The sequence below is a fragment of the Streptomyces sp. NPDC047042 genome, from assembly GCF_040644035.1.
Lineage (GTDB): Bacteria > Actinomycetota > Actinomycetes > Streptomycetales > Streptomycetaceae > Streptomyces.
Genome location: NZ_JBEYVP010000011.1, coordinates 119,958 through 137,768, shown reverse-complemented (window position 1 = coordinate 137,768; position 17,811 = coordinate 119,958). Strand labels below are relative to the sequence as shown.

At 70.8% G+C, this 17,811-nt stretch carries 19 protein-coding genes; 9 read left to right on the top strand and 10 right to left on the bottom strand.

Features of this window, described 5'->3' with window-relative positions:
* Positions 1-13: 13 nt before the first annotated feature.
* Positions 14-439: a GNAT family N-acetyltransferase gene (locus ABZ855_RS15030; RefSeq protein WP_360806609.1), complete on the bottom strand. Its 426-nt coding sequence runs from the start codon at positions 437-439 to the stop codon at positions 14-16.
* Between the two features lie 220 nt (positions 440-659).
* On the bottom strand, positions 660-2,321 hold the full coding sequence (locus ABZ855_RS15025; protein WP_360806606.1) for an FAD-dependent monooxygenase: 1,662 nt from the start codon (positions 2,319-2,321) through the stop codon (positions 660-662).
* A 330-nt stretch (positions 2,322-2,651) separates the two neighbouring features.
* Between ABZ855_RS15025 and ABZ855_RS15020 the strand changes: the two genes are divergently transcribed.
* From ABZ855_RS15020 to ABZ855_RS14990, 7 genes are all read left to right on the top strand, one after another.
* Positions 2,652-3,776: a SchA/CurD-like domain-containing protein gene (locus ABZ855_RS15020; RefSeq protein ID WP_360806603.1), complete on the top strand. Its 1,125-nt coding sequence runs from the start codon at positions 2,652-2,654 to the stop codon at positions 3,774-3,776.
* 87 nt (positions 3,777-3,863) lie between these two features.
* Positions 3,864-4,346 (top strand): cupin domain-containing protein, encoded by a 483-nt coding sequence (locus ABZ855_RS15015; protein WP_319203911.1) that lies wholly within the window; start codon positions 3,864-3,866, stop codon positions 4,344-4,346.
* Positions 4,343-5,611, top strand: a complete 1,269-nt coding sequence (locus tag ABZ855_RS15010; RefSeq protein WP_360806600.1) for a beta-ketoacyl-[acyl-carrier-protein] synthase family protein — start codon at positions 4,343-4,345, stop codon at positions 5,609-5,611. Before ABZ855_RS15015 ends, ABZ855_RS15010 begins: the two co-directional genes overlap by 4 nt.
* Positions 5,608-6,864, top strand: a complete 1,257-nt coding sequence (locus tag ABZ855_RS15005) for a beta-ketoacyl synthase N-terminal-like domain-containing protein (RefSeq protein WP_360806597.1) — start codon at positions 5,608-5,610, stop codon at positions 6,862-6,864. Before ABZ855_RS15010 ends, ABZ855_RS15005 begins: the two co-directional genes overlap by 4 nt.
* 35 nt (positions 6,865-6,899) lie before the next feature.
* Positions 6,900-7,160 (top strand): phosphopantetheine-binding protein, encoded by a 261-nt coding sequence (locus ABZ855_RS15000; protein WP_319203905.1) that lies wholly within the window; start codon positions 6,900-6,902, stop codon positions 7,158-7,160.
* 2 nt (positions 7,161-7,162) lie between these two features.
* Positions 7,163-7,639, top strand: coding sequence for an SRPBCC family protein (locus tag ABZ855_RS14995; protein WP_360806593.1), 477 nt, complete (start codon positions 7,163-7,165; stop codon positions 7,637-7,639).
* Positions 7,640-7,664: 25 nt separating this feature from the next.
* Complete coding sequence (locus ABZ855_RS14990; RefSeq protein WP_319203901.1) at positions 7,665-7,997, top strand: TcmI family type II polyketide cyclase; 333 nt, start codon at positions 7,665-7,667, stop codon at positions 7,995-7,997.
* 71 nt (positions 7,998-8,068) lie between these two features.
* Here ABZ855_RS14990 and ABZ855_RS14985 read toward each other — a convergent pair whose 3' ends face one another.
* From ABZ855_RS14985 to ABZ855_RS14960, 6 genes are all read right to left on the bottom strand, one after another.
* Positions 8,069-9,067 (bottom strand): methyltransferase, encoded by a 999-nt coding sequence (locus tag ABZ855_RS14985; protein ID WP_360806590.1) that lies wholly within the window; start codon positions 9,065-9,067, stop codon positions 8,069-8,071.
* Between the two features lie 168 nt (positions 9,068-9,235).
* Positions 9,236-10,315, bottom strand: coding sequence for a right-handed parallel beta-helix repeat-containing protein (locus ABZ855_RS14980; protein WP_360806587.1), 1,080 nt, complete (start codon positions 10,313-10,315; stop codon positions 9,236-9,238).
* Between the two features lie 96 nt (positions 10,316-10,411).
* Positions 10,412-11,095, bottom strand: a complete 684-nt coding sequence (locus ABZ855_RS14975) for a class F sortase (RefSeq protein WP_360806584.1) — start codon at positions 11,093-11,095, stop codon at positions 10,412-10,414.
* Between the two features lie 129 nt (positions 11,096-11,224).
* Positions 11,225-11,728, bottom strand: coding sequence for a hypothetical protein (locus ABZ855_RS14970; RefSeq protein WP_360806581.1), 504 nt, complete (start codon positions 11,726-11,728; stop codon positions 11,225-11,227).
* A 356-nt stretch (positions 11,729-12,084) separates the two neighbouring features.
* The gene (locus ABZ855_RS14965; protein ID WP_360806578.1) at positions 12,085-14,652 is read right to left on the bottom strand and encodes an ABC transporter permease; all 2,568 of its coding nucleotides are present in this window, start codon (positions 14,650-14,652) and stop codon (positions 12,085-12,087) included.
* Between the two features lie 6 nt (positions 14,653-14,658).
* Positions 14,659-15,501: an ABC transporter ATP-binding protein gene (locus tag ABZ855_RS14960; RefSeq protein WP_360806575.1), complete on the bottom strand. Its 843-nt coding sequence runs from the start codon at positions 15,499-15,501 to the stop codon at positions 14,659-14,661.
* A 169-nt stretch (positions 15,502-15,670) separates the two neighbouring features.
* Between ABZ855_RS14960 and ABZ855_RS14955 the strand changes: the two genes are divergently transcribed.
* Together ABZ855_RS14955 and ABZ855_RS14950 are read left to right on the top strand one after the other, a co-directional pair.
* A complete protein-coding gene (locus tag ABZ855_RS14955; RefSeq protein WP_319203886.1) occupies positions 15,671-15,910 on the top strand; it encodes a toxin-antitoxin system HicB family antitoxin in 240 nt (79 codons plus the stop codon).
* A 49-nt stretch (positions 15,911-15,959) separates the two neighbouring features.
* Positions 15,960-16,298, top strand: coding sequence for a fic family toxin-antitoxin system, toxin component (locus ABZ855_RS14950; RefSeq protein WP_319204106.1), 339 nt, complete (start codon positions 15,960-15,962; stop codon positions 16,296-16,298).
* On the opposite strand, the gene ABZ855_RS14945 is transcribed toward ABZ855_RS14950, so the two are convergent.
* Together ABZ855_RS14945 and ABZ855_RS14940 are read right to left on the bottom strand one after the other, a co-directional pair.
* On the bottom strand, positions 16,293-16,994 hold the full coding sequence (locus ABZ855_RS14945; RefSeq protein WP_360806572.1) for a class I SAM-dependent methyltransferase: 702 nt from the start codon (positions 16,992-16,994) through the stop codon (positions 16,293-16,295). The two genes, ABZ855_RS14950 and ABZ855_RS14945, sit on opposite strands and share 6 nt — an antisense overlap.
* 79 nt (positions 16,995-17,073) lie before the next feature.
* On the bottom strand, positions 17,074-17,760 hold the full coding sequence (locus ABZ855_RS14940) for an alpha/beta fold hydrolase (RefSeq protein ID WP_360806569.1): 687 nt from the start codon (positions 17,758-17,760) through the stop codon (positions 17,074-17,076).
* Positions 17,761-17,811: the final 51 nt, after the last annotated feature.

Sequence of the window (17,811 nt, the reverse complement as noted above, 5' to 3'; positions counted from 1 at the left end):
GTGCTCGGCGTTCTCAGTCGGTGAGGGGCTTCACCCACCGTCGCCAGTGGTCCTCGCGGTGGTATCCGGTGGCGGCCCACGTGTGGTGTGCCCGTTCATTGGCTTCCAGGACCATGGCGTCGACGCGTCGCCCGCCCAGGGCCGAGAAGCGTTGTTCGACTGCTTCCAGCAGGGCGGTGGCGATGCCCTGCCGGCGGTGGCCGGGGTGCACGGCCAGTCGGTAGACGGAGCAGCGCCATCCGTCGAAGCCGGCTATGACGGATCCCGCGAGCAGGCCGTCGCGGGTCGCGAGGAGCAGGGCCTCAGGGTCCCGTGTGATGAGCCGGGCGACTCCCTCGTGGTCGTCGCTGATGCTCGTACCCTCCGCGGCGTCGCGCCAGAACCGCAGCACGGCGTCGATGTCCGCGAGGGTGGCGGGGCGGATGTGAAGATCGCTCATGGGACGAGTCAAGCACGACGGCAAGTCGGCCGGAACGGCGCGGCATGCCTTGACGGCGACCGAAGCGGCCCCGCTCGCAGGCGGCGCACTACGACCGCGACAACAGGGCCTCTTGGCGCACCAGTTGGCGTGGACGCCTTCCGCGCTGCCAAGAGGCCCTACTGTCAAAAGGCTGTGCGAATTGGTCCGGCGAACCACCGCACATCCCCGCGCCGAACGGTCAGCCCCGGTCGAGCAGCACCGAGAGCGTCTCCCGCAGCGTCGCCCCGGGATCCGCCGCCGCCCCCTCGGACCGCCAGGCCACGAACCCGTCGGGGCGCACCAGCACCGCGCCGTCCGCGCCTACGCCATGGGCCTCCGCCCACTCCAGGTCGCTCGCGGACGACAGCTCCGCGTCCGGCCCGCTGCCGATCCGGTACGAGTCGAGCGGCACCGACAGCTCCCGAGCGACCGCCGACGCCGCGTCGTGCCAGCCGCCGGCGCCGCCCGCCGAACTGAGGAGCACCAGCGAACCCTCGTACAGGTCGAGCGTGGAGATCCGGGTACCGGCGCGGTTCAGCCACAGGTGCGGAGCGCGGCTCCCGGGCTCACCCGTCAGCCGTACGCCCTCTGGCACGACCGGCACCGCCGCATCCGTGCCCAGGACCGCGCCCCGCGGATAGCGGTAGCCGAGGGCCACGTTGAGGATCCCGCCCTTGCGGCCGCCGGGGCCACCGGCTCCGGGAGAGGGCGTGTACCCCGGGTGGCTGTGTTCCACCGACCGCGCCGCGGCACGGGCGCTCGTCGCCTCCGCGACCGGCCGGCGCTCCAGGTCGTACGACGCCAGCAGACCCGGCCCCGCCCAGCCGCCCAGCACGGCGGCCAGCTTCCAGGCGAGGTTGTGGGCGTCCTGGATACCGGTGTTGGAGCCGAAGGCCCCGGTGGGGGACATCTCGTGGGCCGAGTCGCCGGCGAGGAACACCCTGCGCTCCGCGTACCGTTCGGCGACCCGCTGGGCGGCGTGCCAGGGGGCCCGGCCGGTGATCTCCACGTCCAGGTCCGGTACGCCGACCGCCCGCCGGATGTGCTCCCGGCACCGCTCGTCGGTGAACTCCTCGAGCGTCTCGCCGTGTTCGGGGTGCCAGGGCGCGTGGAACACCCAGCGCTCCCGGTTGTCGACCGGCAGCAGAGCGCCGTCGGCGTCCGGGCTGGTCAGGTAGCAGACGATGAAACGCCGGTCGCCGACCACGTCCGCGAGGCCGCGCGAGGTGAACGTGATGCTCACGTTGTGGAAGAGGTCGCCCGGACCGCTCTGCCCGATGCCCAGCTGCTCCCGGACGGGGCTGCGCGGACCGTCCGCCGCGACGAGATAGTCCGCCCGGATGGTGGTGTGCTCACCCGTCTCCCGGCTCTTGACCTGCGCGGTGACCCCCTCGGGGCCCTGCTCGAACGACATCAGCTCGGTCGAGAACCGCAGATCCCCGCCGAGCGCCCGCGCGCTCTCCAGCAGGACCGGCTCCAGGTCGTTCTGGCTGCACAGGCACCAGCCGCTGGGGCTGAAGCGGGCCAGACCGCCGCCCGGGTCGATCTCCTTGAACAGCCACTCGCCCACGTCACCCACCAGGCTCGGGGTCTGCAGGATGCCGTGGTTGTCCGCCAGGACCGACGCCGCCTCCTCGATGCGCCGCTCCACCCCGGCCACCCGGAACAACTCCATGGTGCGCACGTTGTTCCCGCGCCCCCGGGGATGGATCGAGGTGCCCGAGTGGCGCTCCACCAGGGTGTGCGGCACCCCCAGACGACCGAGGAACAGGGAGGTGGACAGGCCCACCAGGGAGCCGCCGACGATCAGGACGGGCGTGTGGTGGCCGCTTCTGCCGTCGGCCTCTTCCGCGCGGTTCATGAATGCCTCCAGTGTCTGCCGGTCTCTGCCGGTTCTCCGCCGGTCTGCGCACGTCCTCTCCGGGCTGTGCCGGGACGCGGGTCGGCGATGCGATTGCCCCTGCACAGTGCATCCCGGGCAGCCGATCCGCCCGCCGAGGGCACCCGGATGGCGCACGGTTCACCCGCCCGACCCCGCGGGAGTCGCGCACATCGCGAGTCGCGTCAACGATCGGCTCATGGCGGCCCAGGCTTCGGCCACGACGGCCGCCCGCCTTCCACGACGAAGAACCTTCACCACGAAGACCTTCACCACGAAGAACCTTCACGACGAAGAGGAGAGGTGCGCCGGATGACCATCTCGGGACGCATATCGCAGTCGGCGTTCGACGGCTCCAGGCTGCGGGTGATTCTGCTGCTCGACCTGTACGAAGGAGCCCAGCAGCAGTTCCTGGACGCGTACGAGCACATGCGCAACCAGGTCGCGTCGGTCCCCGGTCACCTCAGTGACCAGCTCTGCCAGTCGATCGAGAACCCCTCGCAGTGGCTCATCACCAGCGAGTGGGAGAGCGCACCCCCCTTCCTCGCCTGGGTGAACAGCGAGGAGCACGTCGAGACCGTCCGGCCGATGCACAGCTGCGTCCGGGACACCCGGTCCATGCGCTACAGCATCCTCCGGGAGACCACCCCCAACGCGCCGCTCACCCCGGAGTCGGCGAAGGCGGGCATGCAGGTGGAGGCCCGCGTCGGCGACGGTGTCGCACGCCACGCCCTCACCTTCACCGTCAAGCCGGGCTCGGAGTCGAAGGTCGCCGAGATCCTGGCCGGCTACACCTCGCCCGAGGCGCAGGTCGACGACACCACCCGGCTGCGCCGCACCTCCCTCTTCATGCACGGCAACCGGGTCGTCCGGGCCGTCGAGGTAGAGGGCGACCTCCTCGCGGCGCTCCGCCACGTCGCCCGCCAGCCCGAGGTCCGGGCGGTCGAGGAGGCCATCAACCCGTACCTCGAACAGGACCGGGACCTCAGCGACCCCGACTCGGCGCGGGTCTTCTTCACCCGGGCCGCGCTCCCCGCCGTCCACCACGTCGTCTCCGGCCCGAAGGCCCCGGCCGGACTGCGGCGGCACGCGCTGTACTACCCGGCGAAGGAGGGCCGCGGCATGGACCTCGCCCGGCTGCTCGCCCACCAGGACGAGGCCGCCGCGGACGACCCGCACAGCCCGGTGTACGGCAGCACCGTCTTCCAGCGTGATGACATCGTTGTCCGCCTGGTCGACCTCACCGGTGAACTCGACGCCGACCCCAAGTCCTCCCTCGGCCTCAACGGCCCCGGGAAGGCGGCGGAGTTCGAGCGTCTCCTCGACGGTGCCGCGATCGGTGTCGAGGGCTCCCTGGAGACGGACCGCAACATCAACCGCCTCCTGTCGCACGCCGACATGATGCCCGTCACCGACCGCAGCTCGGCGCGTTCCTGACGGACGTTCCTGACGGATCACCGCGGCGCGGTCCGAGCCGCTCCCACCCGCCGGACGACGTCCCTGCCACCCCCGGAGGTGTCAACCATGAACAAGCACCACCCATGCATCGTGGATCTGAGCGAGACAGAACCCAACCGCAGACGCGGCGGCGACCTGCGGGCCGTGCTCACGCCCGCCACGGTGGGCTCCACCAGCGGCTTCATGGGCCTGGCGATCGTCCAGCCCGGCGAGCGCATCGGCGAGCACTACCACCCGTACTCCGAGGAGTTCGTGTACGTCGTCGCGGGCAGTCTCGAGGTCGACCTGAACGGCGAGACCCACGCCCTCCGGCCCGATCAGGGCCTCCTGATCCCGATCGACGTACGCCACCGCTTCCGCAACGTCGGAGACGTGGAGGCCCGTATGGTCTTCCACCTGGGGCCGCTCGCACCGCGACCCAGCCTCGGTCACGTCGACACGGAGGTCACCGAAACCGCCGTACCCGGCACGGAGTTCGCCGTCGGCGGGCCGGGCGGGCTCGCTCCGGACCACGGACAGCCGTCCGAGCGAAGCGGGGCCATACGGTGACCCGGCGGGTGGCTGTCACCGGCATCGGTGTGGTCGCTCCCGGAGGGACCGGCGCCACGGCGTTCTGGGACCTCCTCTCCGGCGGCCGCACCGCGACCCGGGGCATCACGCTGTTCGATCCGGCGGGCCTGCGCTCACGCATCGCCGCCGAATGCGACTTCGACCCGTTCGCACACGGCCTCGACCCGGACGTGAGCCAGCACGCCGACCGCTACATCCAGTTCGCCATGGTCGCCGCCGCCGAAGCCGTCGGCGACTCGGGATTCGACACCGGCGCGCAGAACCCCTGGCGTGTCGCGGTCTCCCTGGGAAGCGCCGTCGGCGGCACCACCCGTCTGGAACACGACTACGTCCAGGTCAGCGAGGGCGGCCGGCGGTGGGACGTGGACCACCGCGGCGCCGACCCGCAACTGCACCGGGCGTTCTCGCCGAGCACCCTCGCCTCGGTCGTCGCCGAGCAGTTCGGCGCCCAGGGCCCGGTACAGACCGTCTCCACCGGCTGCACCTCGGGGATCGACGCGGTCGGCTACGCCTTCCACACCATCGAGGAGGGCCGTGCCGACATCTGCATCGCCGGCGCGGCGGACTCGCCGATCTCGCCGATCACCATGGCGTGCTTCGACGCCATCAAGGCGACCTCGGACAACAACGACGACCCCGAACACGCCTCCCGGCCTTTCGACGCCCGCCGCAACGGCTTCGTCATGGGCGAGGGCGCGGCGGTCCTCGTCCTTGAGGAGTACGAGCACGCCCGGGCCCGCGGCGCGCACATCTACTGCGAGATCGGCGGCTACGCCACGTTCGGCAACGCCTACCACATGACCGGTCTCACCTGCGAGGGGCTGGAGATGGCCCGGGCGATCGACGCCACGCTCGACCAGGCCCGCCTCGACCCCACCATGATCGACTACGTCAACGCGCACGGCTCGGGCACCAAACAGAACGACCGCCACGAGACGGCCGCCGTCAAGCGGTCCCTGGGCGCCCACGCCTACGACACTCCGATGAGCTCCATCAAATCCATGGTGGGCCACTCACTCGGCGCGATCGGCGCGATCGAGGTCGTCGCCTGTGTCCTGGCGCTGAAGCACCAGGTCGTGCCGCCGACGGCCAACTACGAGACACCCGACCCCGAGTGCGACCTGGACTACGTGCCGCGCACCGCGCGAGCGCGAAAGCTCAGGAACGTGCTCTCCGTCGGCAGCGGATTCGGCGGCTTCCAGTCGGCCGTACTGCTGACCGGACCGGGAGGGAGAACCCGATGAGCACTCGGCAGACCCAGCGCACCCCGCGCACCCCGCGCGCGGCCATCACCGGGATCGGTGTGATCGCGCCCAACGGCCTGCGGGCCGACTCCTACTGGAAGGCCGTCGGCGAAGGACTCGTCGTCCTGGACGGGATCACCCGTGAGGGCTGCGGGCATCTGCCGCTGCGCGTCGCGGGCGAGGTCCGGGGCTTCGACGCCGGGGACCTCATCGAGGAGCGATTCCTCGTCCAGACCGACCGGTTCAGCCACTTCGCCATGGCCGCGGCCGCACTCGCACTCGACGACGCCGGAATCGCCCGGGGCGAGCCCGCCGAGCCGTACGACATCGGTGTGGTCACCGCTGCCGGGTCCGGCGGCGGTGAGTTCGGGCAGCGCGAGCTCCAGAAGCTGTGGGGCCAGGGATCCCGGTACGTGGGCCCGTACCAGTCCATCGCCTGGTTCTACGCCGCCAGCACCGGCCAGATCTCCATCCGCGGCGGCTTCAAGGGCCCCTGCGGAGTGGTCGCCAGCGACGAGGCAGGCGGTCTGGACGCCGTCGCCCACGCCGCACGGGCCGTGGCGCGCGGCACCGGCGCGGTCGTCGTCGGCGGCGCGGAGGCACCCCTCGCCCCCTACTCGATGGTCTGCCAGCTCGGTTACGCCGAACTCAGCACCGTCGAGGACCCGGCCCGCGCCTACCGCCCCTTCACGGCGGGAGCCTGCGGCTTCGTACCCGCCGAGGGCGGCGCCATGCTCGTCGTCGAGGACGAGAACCGCGCCCGGGAACGCGGAGCGCCCGTCCGGGCCGTCGTCGCCGGACACGGCGCCACCTTCACCGGCGCCTCCCGCTGGGACCGGTCCCGGGAAGGGCTCGCCCACGCGATCAGGGCCGCCCTCGACGAGGCCGGCTGCGCCCCCGAGGAGATCGACGTCGTGTTCGCCGACGCCCTCGGAGTGCCGGAGGCGGACCGCGCCGAGGCCGGCGCCATCGCCGACGCCCTCGGCGAGTACGGCGCCAAGGTGCCCGTCACGGCGCCCAAGACCGGCATGGGGCGCGCCTACTGCGGGGCGCCCGTGCTGGACATCGCCGCAGCGGTGCTCGCCATGGAGCACCGCCTGATCCCACCCACCCCCAACGTGTTCGACATCTGCCACGACCTCGACCTGGTGATGTCCCGCGCTCGCCCCGCCGAGCCGCGCACGGCCCTGGTCCTCAGCCGGGGACTGATGGGTTCCAACGCGGCGCTGATCGTGCGCCGCGCAGACGCCTGAGCCCGACAGCACCGGGCGGTAAGGAGAACACCCGCATGCTCACCACCCAAGTGACCTACGACGAACTGGCCACCCTCATGAAGAGGGGCGCCGGAGTCACTGTCGACCCCCGGGAGCTGGAGCGGGCCTCGGACACCCCCTTCGGGATCCTCGGCCTCGACTCGCTCGGCCTGCTCGGCATCGTCGGCGAACTGGAGAACCAGTACGGCCGCTCGCTGCCCCCCGACTCCGAGCGCTGCAAGACGCCCCAGGAGTTCCTCGACCTCGTCAACAGCACCCTCAAGGCTGGAGCCTGAAAGTGTCAGGACACACCGAGAACACGATCACCGTCGACGCCCCCTTCGACCTCGTCTGGGACATCACCAACGACATCGAGAACTGGCCGCAGCTCTTCACCGAGTACTCCTCCCTCGAGGTGCTCTCCCGCGAGGGCGACACCACCGCCTTCCGCCTCACCATGTACCCGGACGACAACGGCAAGGTCTGGAGCTGGATCTCGGAACGGACCGTCGACCGCGCCAACCGGGTCGTCCGGGCCCGCCGGATCGAGACGGGTCCCTTCGCCCACATGAACATCCTGTGGGAGTACACGGAGCTGCCGGGCGGCACCCAGATGCGCTGGACGCAGGACTTCGCGATGAAGCCCGACGCCCCCGTCGACGACGAGTGGATGACGGACAACATCAACCGCAACTCCCGTACGCAGATGGCGCTCATCCGGGACCGCATCGAGCAGGTCGCCCGCGAACGCCAGAACGCGCCCCTGCCCAGCTGACCCACCGGCCCAGGAAGGACCCCCGATGCATCACGCCCTGATCGTCGCCCGGATGGCACCCGGTTCGGCGCCGGCGATCGCCGACCTGTTCGCCGCCTCCGACAGTGGTGAACTCCCGCACCTCGTCGGTGTCACCCGCCGCAGCCTCTTCCAGTACGGCGACGTGTACCTGCACTTCATCGAGGCCGACCAGGACCCGGCGCCCGCCATCGCGAAGGTCGCCGGACACCCCGAGTTCCGGGGCATCAGCGACAAGCTGTCGGCGTACGTGTCCGCGTACGACCCGCAGACCTGGCGCAGCCCCAAGGACGCCATGGCGCACTGCTTCTACCAGTGGGAGCGCGACGCCCGCTCCTGAGCGCCGAAACCCCGAGGCCGGTACCGCGAGTGGACGCGGTACCGGCCTCGGGGTTTGTGGTGGGCGGTCGGTCAGCTGTCGGGGACGGTGCACTCGAACGCGTGCAGATACGCGTTGACCGGACGGACCTCACCGATGACCAGACCCGCCTCGGTCAGCCGGTCGACCATGCTCTGCCGGGTGTGCTTGGCACCGCCGACATTGAGGAGCAGCAGCAGGTCCATGGCGGTGGTGAACTTCATCGACGGTGTGTCGTCCACGAGGTTCTCGATGACCACGACCCGAGCACCGGGCCGCGCCGCCTTCCGGACGTTCGCCAGCGCCCGGCGGGTGCTGTCGTCGTCCCACTCCAGGATGTTCTTGATGATGTACACATCCGCCTGTACGGGGATGTCCTCCCGGCAGTCCCCGGCCACGATGCTCACCCGCGCGGCCAGCGAACCGCCGTCGCGCAGCCGGGGGTCGGCGTTCTCCACCACGCCGGGCAGGTCGAGCAGCGTGCCGTGCATCGCGGGGTGCTTCTCCAGCAGACTCGCCACCACCCGGCCCTGGCCGCCGCCGATGTCCGCGACCGAGGAGACCCCGGTCAGGTCCAGCAGGTTCGCGACGTCCCGCGCCGACTGCTCACTGGACGTCGTCATGGCCCGGTTGAAGACGTACGCCGACTCGGGGGCCTCCTCGTTGAGGTACGAGAAGAACTCCCGGTCGTACATGTCCTCGAAGACGTTCCGGCCCGAGCGCACCGCCTCGTCCAGCTGCGGCCAGACGCTCCACGTCCATGGCTCGGTGCACCACAGGGCGATGTACCGCAGGCTGTGCGGATCGTCCTCGCGCAGCAGCCGGGACATCTCGGTGTGGACGAAGGTGCCGTCGGGGCGCTCCTCGAACACGCCCTGGCAGGTCAGCGCGCGCAGCAGCCGCCTGAGGGTGTGGGGCCGGGTCTTCACCGCCGCCGCCAGGTCCTCCGCAGTCCGGGGGGAGTCGTCCAGGGCGTCCGCGACACCCAGACGGGCGGCGGCGCGTACGGCGGCGGCGCAGGCCGCCCCGAACACGAGTTCCCTCAGGCGCATGGGCGCCGGAGGGACTGGGGGAGAGGAGGGAGCGGAGGGCGCGGAGGGAGTGGGGGAAGCCGGCGGAGCCGGATCAACGGTCGTCATCTGTTGCCTCGCCTCTGTCGTCGTGCCGTGCGTGTGGGGGAGTGGGGAGTGGGTGAGGGAGTCGTTCGAGTCGGGTCGGCGTCAGCACATTCCCGCGGGTTCGGAGACCCCGCACGTGTTGCCGCGGAAGGTGTTGTTCCTGCCGGGGTCCCCGTCGACGAGATCGGCCGTGCTGTTGCGCCGCACCACGTTGTCGCGGATCTCGTTGTTCTCGTTGAGGGCGCCCACGAAGCTCTTGAACAGCACGATGCCGCCCGACAGCGGGGAGGCGCCCACGTTGTCCTCGACCCGGTTCTTCGTCACCAGCGTCTTCTCGGTGCCGGTGAGGACGATGCCCGAGCCCTGCAGGAAGGGCAGCCGGGGGGTCTTCGGACACAGCTTGTTGTTGGCGTGGACGTGGTTGCGGCGTAGGGTCATCGCCCCGGCGCGCGGGGTGCCCTCGTCGCCGACGACGAACACCCCGGCGCAGTTCCCGGTCGCGTCGTTGCGTTCGACGGTCAGGTTCCGCAGCCGCCGCACCGTGAGGCCGATGCGGTTGCCGACCAGACGGTTGTGGCTGACGACGGTGCCCTTGGAGTCCTGGGCGCCGTCCTCCCGGTCGACGGTGTTGGCGACGAAGAGCCCGGCGTCACCGTTCTGCTCGGCGACGTTGCGGCTGAACACCGCGCGCACGGACCTCTCCTGGGCGAGGCCCCACTGTCCGTTCTTCTCGGCGGTCACGTTCTGGACCTTCAGCTTGTCGGTCCACGAGGCCCACAGGCCGTTCTTGGTGAAGTTCCGGATCGTCAGCGAGCGAAGGGTGACGCCCTTGACGGGACTGCTCTTGGTGCCGGTCACACAGACGCCGTTGCCCGCTTTGGCGCAGGTGCCGTCGGCGGAGGCCGGTCCGGGGACGATGACGGCCGGCCCGGCGAGGGAGCCCCGCAGGGTCAGGTCGGGCACGGTGATGCTGACGCTCTCGTGGTAGGTGCCGGGGGAGAGGACAACGGTGTCCCCCGGCCGTGAGGCGTTCACCGCCCGCTGGATCGATTCGCCGGGCTGCACCCGGTGGACGCGGAGCAGCTGATGCGCCGTGCGGTGGTCGGTCGGAGCGGCCGCTCCCAGCCCTGAGGCAACAACAGCCGCCGTACATACGAGGTGGGTGATCTGTCGTCTGGTCATATGCCGAAGCTAGGAGCGGGTGTTCCGGCCCGCCACCGCTGATCACCCAGGTGGGCTCCCGGGGGATCCCGAAGGGCCGGGACGGGCCGCGCGGGGTCAGACGAGGTGGGCGAAGACCACGAGATTGTCGGTGTAGTCCTTCACCGAGTGGTCGTAGTCACCGGCGCAGGTGATCAGCCGGACCTGGGCCTGCGGGGTGTCGGCGTACACCCGCTCGTCGGGGAAGTCGTCCTTCGCGAACGTCTCCACGCTGTCGACCACGAAGACGGCCGTACGACCGTCGGACCGGTTGACGGAGAAGCGGGTGCCCTTCTCCACTTCGCTCAGCCCGGCGAAGACGGCGGGGGAGGTCGCCGTGTCGACGTGCCCGGCGATGATCGCGGTCCCCGCCTCACCCGGCGACACGCCGTTCGCCTGCCAGCCGACCAGGTTCACGTCGTCGGCGGGCGGGGGCTCGAGCTGGCCCGAGGCGCCGATGGCGAGGCCGACGAAGGGGGCGTCCACGCCGATGGCCGGGATCCGCAGCCGCGTCGGCCGCGCCCGCGGCAGCTGCTTTCCGCCCTTCGGGGCCACCGAGGCCTTCGGCGTGGCCGACACGGACGGGGCGTGCGCTACGGCGACCCGGGGCGCGCGGGCGTCGTCGGACGGCTCGTCGTTCCCGGAGAAGAGGAAGACCGCCGGGATCAGGAGGACCACGGACCAGGCGATCAGACGTACGACAAAGCGCCGCCTGGGCGGCGCCGACGGGGATGCGACAGGGGAGGGCAACCGGGCTGCCATCGGGAACCACCTCACTGGAACACGGGCACAGCAGGAGACAGAAGAGGGGGACTAAACCGGCCGGGCCGCCGCAGTGCGCACAGGCGGATGTGCGCACGCGACGGCCCCGGCTGCTATGTCAGGCATCGGTCAGGACACCCCGTCGGCCGCGTTCCTGCGACGCATCGCGAACGCACCCGCGCCGACGACCGCCAGGGCCGCCAGCCCGCCGGCCGTGACACCCGGGGACGCGAGCGCGCCGCCACCGGTGTGCATGCCACCGCTGGGCTTCTCGTGCTTGCCGCCCCACTCGCCCTTGCCGCCCCAGTCACCCTTGCTGCTGCTCTCCTCCTTGTCCTCGGAGTTCCAGGAGCCCTTGGCCTCCTCCTTGTCGGCCTCCCAGCCGCCCTTCTTGCTCTCGTCCGCGCTGTCGCCCTTGCTCCAGTCGCCCTCGTTCACCGCGGTGAGCGCACCGCCACCCGTGTGCATGCCACCGTTCGGCTTGTCGTGCTTGCTGTCCTTGTCGTGCTCCTTGCTGTATGAAGAGTCACCGTGGTCCCAGTCGCCGCCGTCGGCGGCGAAAGCGCCGGGTGCGGCGATCGCGAGAGCGGCCGTGGCCGTCGCGGTAGCGAGGAGCAGGCGGGCAGAGCGCATGATCGAAGTCCTTCCGCCGCGGCCGGGGCGCTGACGTGATGTCAGCTGACGAGACCCGACCTCGACGTGATCCACCGTCAGCCAGACCCGCCGGACCCACCACTCGAGCCGCCCGCCCGGCTGACCCGTACGGCGGCACCCGGACCGGCCGCCCACCATCCCCCGACACCAGCAGCAGGGCTCTGACCAGGCATTTGATGGCCTGACCTGTCGTCACTTCCCGTCCTGCGCGCCGATGTACGTACAACCCGATCGGCGGCGACACGACTGCACGCATCGCCACGGGACTTGGCCGGGCGACGGCGGTACGCGAAGCCCGGCGCCGGGAGCGGAGACACCCGGCGCCGCGCTCCCCGTCAGTCGTGCGCGATCGCCGCCAGGACGTTCATCCGGGACGCGCGCAGCGCGGGCAGCAGCGCCGCGACGATCCCGACGACCGCCGAGCCGACCACCACCAGGACGATCGTGACCCAGGGAATCGCCAGTGCCTCCATGCCCTGCAGCGCCAGCACCCGCTGTATGCACACGCCCCACACCAGCCCGAGCCCCAGCCCGAGCACCGCGCCGAACACGGCGATGACCACCGACTCCAGCCGGATCATCCGGCGCAGCTGACGCCGTGACAGCCCGATGGCCCGCAGCAGCCCGATCTCGCGGGTGCGCTCCACGACCGACAGGGCGAGGGTGTTGACCACGCCGAGCACCGCGATGACGATCGCGAGGCCCAGCAGCGCGTAGACCAGGTAGAGCAGTACGGCGATCTGGTTGCGGATCAGTTCCTTGTAGTCGGCCTGGTCACGCACCTTGACCTGGGGATACGGCTCGAGGGTCCGCTCCAGCGCGGGACGCAGCTGGTCCACGCTCGTGCCGTCGGCCGCGTTGACGTACAGCGCGGACTCCTGCCCGCCGGGCACGAACCGCTCGGCGACGGCGATCCCGAAGTAGATCCCGCCCTGCGTGCCGAACCCCTCGGCGCTGTCCTGGTCGGTGAGGGCGGCGACCGTCAGCTGGGTCCGTCCGCCGTCGGGGAACTGCACCGGCAGCACGGTGCCGATCCGTGCGCCGTGGTCCTTGGCGTAGTCGGCGGACAGCGCCAGATGGCCGTCCGCGAGTGCGGCGGCCGTGTCGCCCTGCGCGTAGGTGACATGGGCGACGTCGTCGAGCCGCGCGTCGTACCCGGCGGCCGTGGTCTCCAGGCGCTTGCCGTCCGGGAAGCGCACCGCGACCGGCACGAACCGCTGCCGTACGACGAGACCGACCCCCTTCGTGTCCCGCACCTTGTCGGTGAGCTCCTCGGGGAACGGCACGAAGTTGTCGTTCTGCACGACGAAGTCGGCGCCGAGCGTCTTGTCGATCTGCTGGTCGAAGGACTTGGTCATCGAGGCGCTGGCCACCGACATCCCGCCGACCAGGGCGAGGCCCACCATCAGCGCGGCGGCCGTGGCCCCCGTACGGCGGGGATTGCGCAGGGCGTTGCGCTGGCTCATCCGGCCGACCGGCCCGAAGAGCGCGGGGAACGCGCCGCCCAGCACCCGGATGACCGGCCGGACCAGCAGCGGGCCCGCGATGACCGTGGCGATGAGCGTGAGGACGACCCCGAGTCCCAGCAGGGAAGCGGAGGTGGATGTCTCGTCGGCGGTGGCGCAGCCCACGAGCGCGGCGGCCCCGAGCGCCCCGACGATGGCGCCGACCACCGCCCGTACCCGCAGGGGCTTGCCCACCCCGGCGATCTCGGCGTCCGAGAGCGCGGCCATGGGGGAGACCACCGCGGCCCGCCGGGCCGGCAGATAGGCCGCCACGAAGGTCACGCCGAGCCCGACGGCGTACGACGACACGGGCGTCGCCCAGCCCACCACCATGTCGGCCGAGCTGAGGTTCATGCCGAACGCGCTCATCAGCCGGATCAGTCCGGCCGCGAGACCGATCCCGGCGGCGAGGCCGAGCGTCGAGCCGACCAGGCCGAGCAGCACCGCCTCGGTCAGCACGGACCGCCGCACCTGCCGCCGGTCGGCGCCGAGCGCCCGCAACAGGCCCAGTTCGCGGGTGCGTTGGGCGATCAGCATGGAGAAGGTGTTGACGATCAGGAAGACCCCGACGAGCACCGCGATCCCGGCGAAGCCCAGCATCACGTACTTGATCACATCGAGGAATCCGCCGAGTTGTTCCGCGGAGGACTCGGCCTGCTCGGAGGCCGTCTGCAACTCGTAGTCGCTGGTGCCGATCCGCTGCGCGATACGGCTCTTCAGCTCGGCGTCGCTCACCCCGCTCGCGGCGGTCACCGAGATGCTCGTGGCCCGGTCCGGCGCTCCGAGCAGCCTGGTCTGCGCGGTCTTCGTGTCCAGGAAGAGCAGCGCCGCGCCCGGGTTGGTGGTGGTGAAGGTGGCGATCCCGACGATTTTGACCTTGAACGACCCCGGCTGCGCGTGCACGGTGAGCGTGTCGCCGATGCCCACGTCCTTGCTGTCGGCGGTGTCCGCGTCGAGCAGCGCCTCGCCGTCGCCCCGGGGGGCATGGCCGGAGGTGAGTTTCACGGGGCTGCGGTCGGTGAGGTACCAGTCGGTGGCGATGGTGGGGGCGCCGGAGGTCGGTGAGACCGACTTGTTCCGGTCGTCGACGACGGTGAGGTTGTCGACCGACGCGTCCGCATGCGCGTCCGCGACTCCGGCGACTCCGGCGACCTGCTTGGCCAGCGAGGCGGGCAGGGTCAGGACCTCGCCGGAGGGCACCGACCCCTTGAAGTCCGTCCGGGGGTTCACGGTGACATCGGCGGAGGTGGAGGCGAAGAGCCGGTCGAAGGTACGGGTGACCGTGTCGGAGAAGATCAGGCTGCCCGCGACGAACGCCACGGACAGGACCACGGCCAGCGCGGAGAGCAGCAGTCTGCCCTTGTGGGCGAGAAAACTCCTGAGCGTTGCCTTCAGCACGGGGCGTCAGTCCTCGTCGGTGGGCTCGGTGCGGGACGGGGTGTCGGGCGAGGCGGACCGGCTCTGTGTCTGACTCTGGCCGCCGGAGAACAGACGCATCCGCTCCAGGACCGCTTCCGCCGTGGGCCGCGCCATCTCGTCCACGATCCGTCCGTCGGCGAGGAAGAGCACCAGGTCGGAGACGGCGGCGGCGCCCGGGTCGTGGGTCACCATGACGACCGTCTGGCCGAGGTCGTCGACGGCGTCGCGCAGGAAGCCGAGGACCTCAAGACCGGCGCGCGAGTCGAGGTTGCCGGTCGGCTCGTCCGCGAAGATCAGCTCGGGGCGCGAGGCGAGCGCCCGGGCGCAGGCCACGCGCTGCTGCTGCCCGCCGGACAGCTGCGCCGGGCGGTGTTTCAGCCGGTCCCGCAGCCCCAGCGAGTCGATGACCTGGTCCAGCCACTTCTGGTCGGGTTTCTGGCCCGCGATGTCCATGGGCAGAGTGATGTTCTCGACCGCGTTCAGGGTCGGGATCAGATTGAACGACTGGAACATGAACCCGATCCGGTCCCGCCGCAGCCGGGTCAGATCACGCTCCTTCAGCCCCGTGATCTCCGTGTCGCCGAGCCACACCTGCCCCGCCGACACGGTGTCGAGCCCGGCCAGACAGTGCATCAACGTGGACTTGCCCGACCCCGACGGTCCCATGACCGCGGTGAAGCGCCCGCGCGCGATGTCCACGTCGACCGAGTCGAGGGCGAGGACGGTCGTCTCGCCCGACCCGTACGCCTTGGTCAGCGCACGGGCGCGGGCCGCGGTCCCGTCCGCCTCCGCGTGCCCGGGGGCGTGCTCCGCAGCAGGTGTGGACAAGGCTGCCTCCTTCAGTGGCTTGCTGGTCGTGGCCGGCCCGATGTCGTACCGACGTCCCTCGTTCCTTGTCCCGGCCGAGCGTAGTGTGACGAGGCGCACACCCGGTATCCCTTTTCACTCCCAGGTGGCCCCCTTGCCGGTGCTAGCACTCACGCGCTAGCTTCGAGATATGCCCAAGACTCAGCTGAACGTCCGGGTGGACGAGGGCACCGCCCGGGCAGCACGCGAACAGGCCCTCGCCCGTGGGATGAGCGTCAACCGCTACATCGAAGAGCTGGTCAGACATGACACCGGCGAGGCGGGCCACACCTTCGTGGAGGCCGCCGCCGACTTCATGAAGCAGTACGAGTCCGTCTTCGCCGAGGAATTCGGCACGGACCGTGAAGGCAAGCGCGAAGGTCGTCACTGACCCCTTGGACAACTCCGGCAACCTCAGGATCGACCTCGCCTGGCTCCTCATGATCGCCGAACGGAAGACGCCCGGAGACCCCCAGGTCTCCGACTGGGGCGCTCTGGTCGCCGCCGTCGCCCGCCACGAGGCCGAGATTTTCGACATCCCCGTCTACGACAACCCGCACGCCAGGGCCGCCGCCCTGCTCCAACTCCTGCTGCACGTACCCGCGTTGGAGCGCTCCAACGCGCTGTTCGCCTCTGCGGTCGCCTACGCCTACCTGATCGCCAGCGGGGTCAAGGTCGTCACCTCGCCCGAGCAGGTGCGTGAGCTCGCCCGACTGGTGAAGACGGGCGACGCCTCGGTGCAGGACATCGCGCACGAGCTTCGCCAGTGGAGCCTATGAGCCATCTGCATCCGGCTCCGGGGGACGCCACGCGCTGCCCATCACGCAGTACGAGATGGGCAGCCGCGGTCCCTTCTCGGCGAGCAACAGCCGCCGGTACGGGCCGAGTTCGAACCCCGCGTCCCGCAACGCGGCGACCGGGTCCCGGGACAGATGGCAGCCGCCGGCGAGCGCCGGCCACACCGTGCGGTCGAGGGCGCGCTGGGTGAACCGCATCGCGGGCCCGCCGCCGACGCCGTGCTCGAAGAACCGCACCTCGCCACCGGGCCGCAGCACCCGCCGTACCTCCGCGAGCGCGCGGGAGACGTCCCGGACACCGCACAGCACCAGCGAGAGCACGACCGCGTCGAAGGCCTCCGCCTTCACGGGCAGCGCCTCCGCCACGCCCGGCACGACATCGACGGGCACTTCGCAGCGCATCGCCGCCTCCACGGCCAACTGTCGCAGCAGACGCTCGGGTTCGATCGCGACGACCTCCGAGACGGTGCCCGGATAGCGCGCGAAGTTCAGTCCGTTGCCGGCGCCGATCTCGATCACCCGGCCGGAGAGCCCGGCGAGCAGCCGGTGCCGCAGGGCGCCGAGGCCCATGCCGGTCTCGGCGGCGGAGCTGAGCCGGGCGTAGTAACGCGCGAACAGCGGATGGTGCACGGGATCCCGCGGCACCTTGGCGGAGCCGGCGGCGGACCGTAGCGGCATGGGGACCTCCCGGGGAGGACGGGCCTTACCGCGATTGTCCCCGCTCACGGGACCCGTGCACCACTCGCTGTCGGCGGGATCAGGCGATGAAGTCGCGCACCTGCTGGTAGACGCCGTAGTCGTTGTTCATCTCGTCGTGCGAGATGCAACCGACCTCGACGTTCGTGGCTCCACTGAGGATCGCGGTGGTGTCCGGGGTGAGCGCGTCGTCGCAGTTCGACCAGTAACTGGCGTACGACACGCTGCCCGGGGTCTCGTCGCCCGAGTTCAGCGAGGTCAGGAACGAACTCCCGGTGTACATCTCGGCACACGAGGTGTACAGCCACGAGCACCAGGAGGCGACCGTGGTGCCGTGGTTGACGCCGGCCGCGGAGACGAAGTCGTCGACGTACGCGGTTCCGCCGAGGTTCTTGAGGTAGTAGCGAGCGCTCAGCGCACCCATCGAGTGGACGACGAGATCCACCTTCGAGGCGCCGGTCGCGGCCAGAACCCTCTTGACCTCGGTGGCCAGTTGCTGAGCCGTGGTGACGTTCGACTGGGACCACGAGTACGTCCAGGCGTCCAGCTCGGAGGCCGTGTAGCCGTCGGCCTTGAAGTCGGCGACCCAGTCGTTCCAGCTGCTAGACGAGCTGCTGAGACCGTGCACGAAGACGATCGGATTGTGGGTGGCGGCCTGGGCGGGAGTCGCGGTGAGCGAGAGGGACAGAAGCATCGAGGACAGGACGGCCGAGAAGGCTGCTGTGATGCGTCGCATACGGCGCTGCATGGTGCCTCCTGATATGGGGCGGGGTTGGCTGGAGTGTCAGGCCGGGTCTAC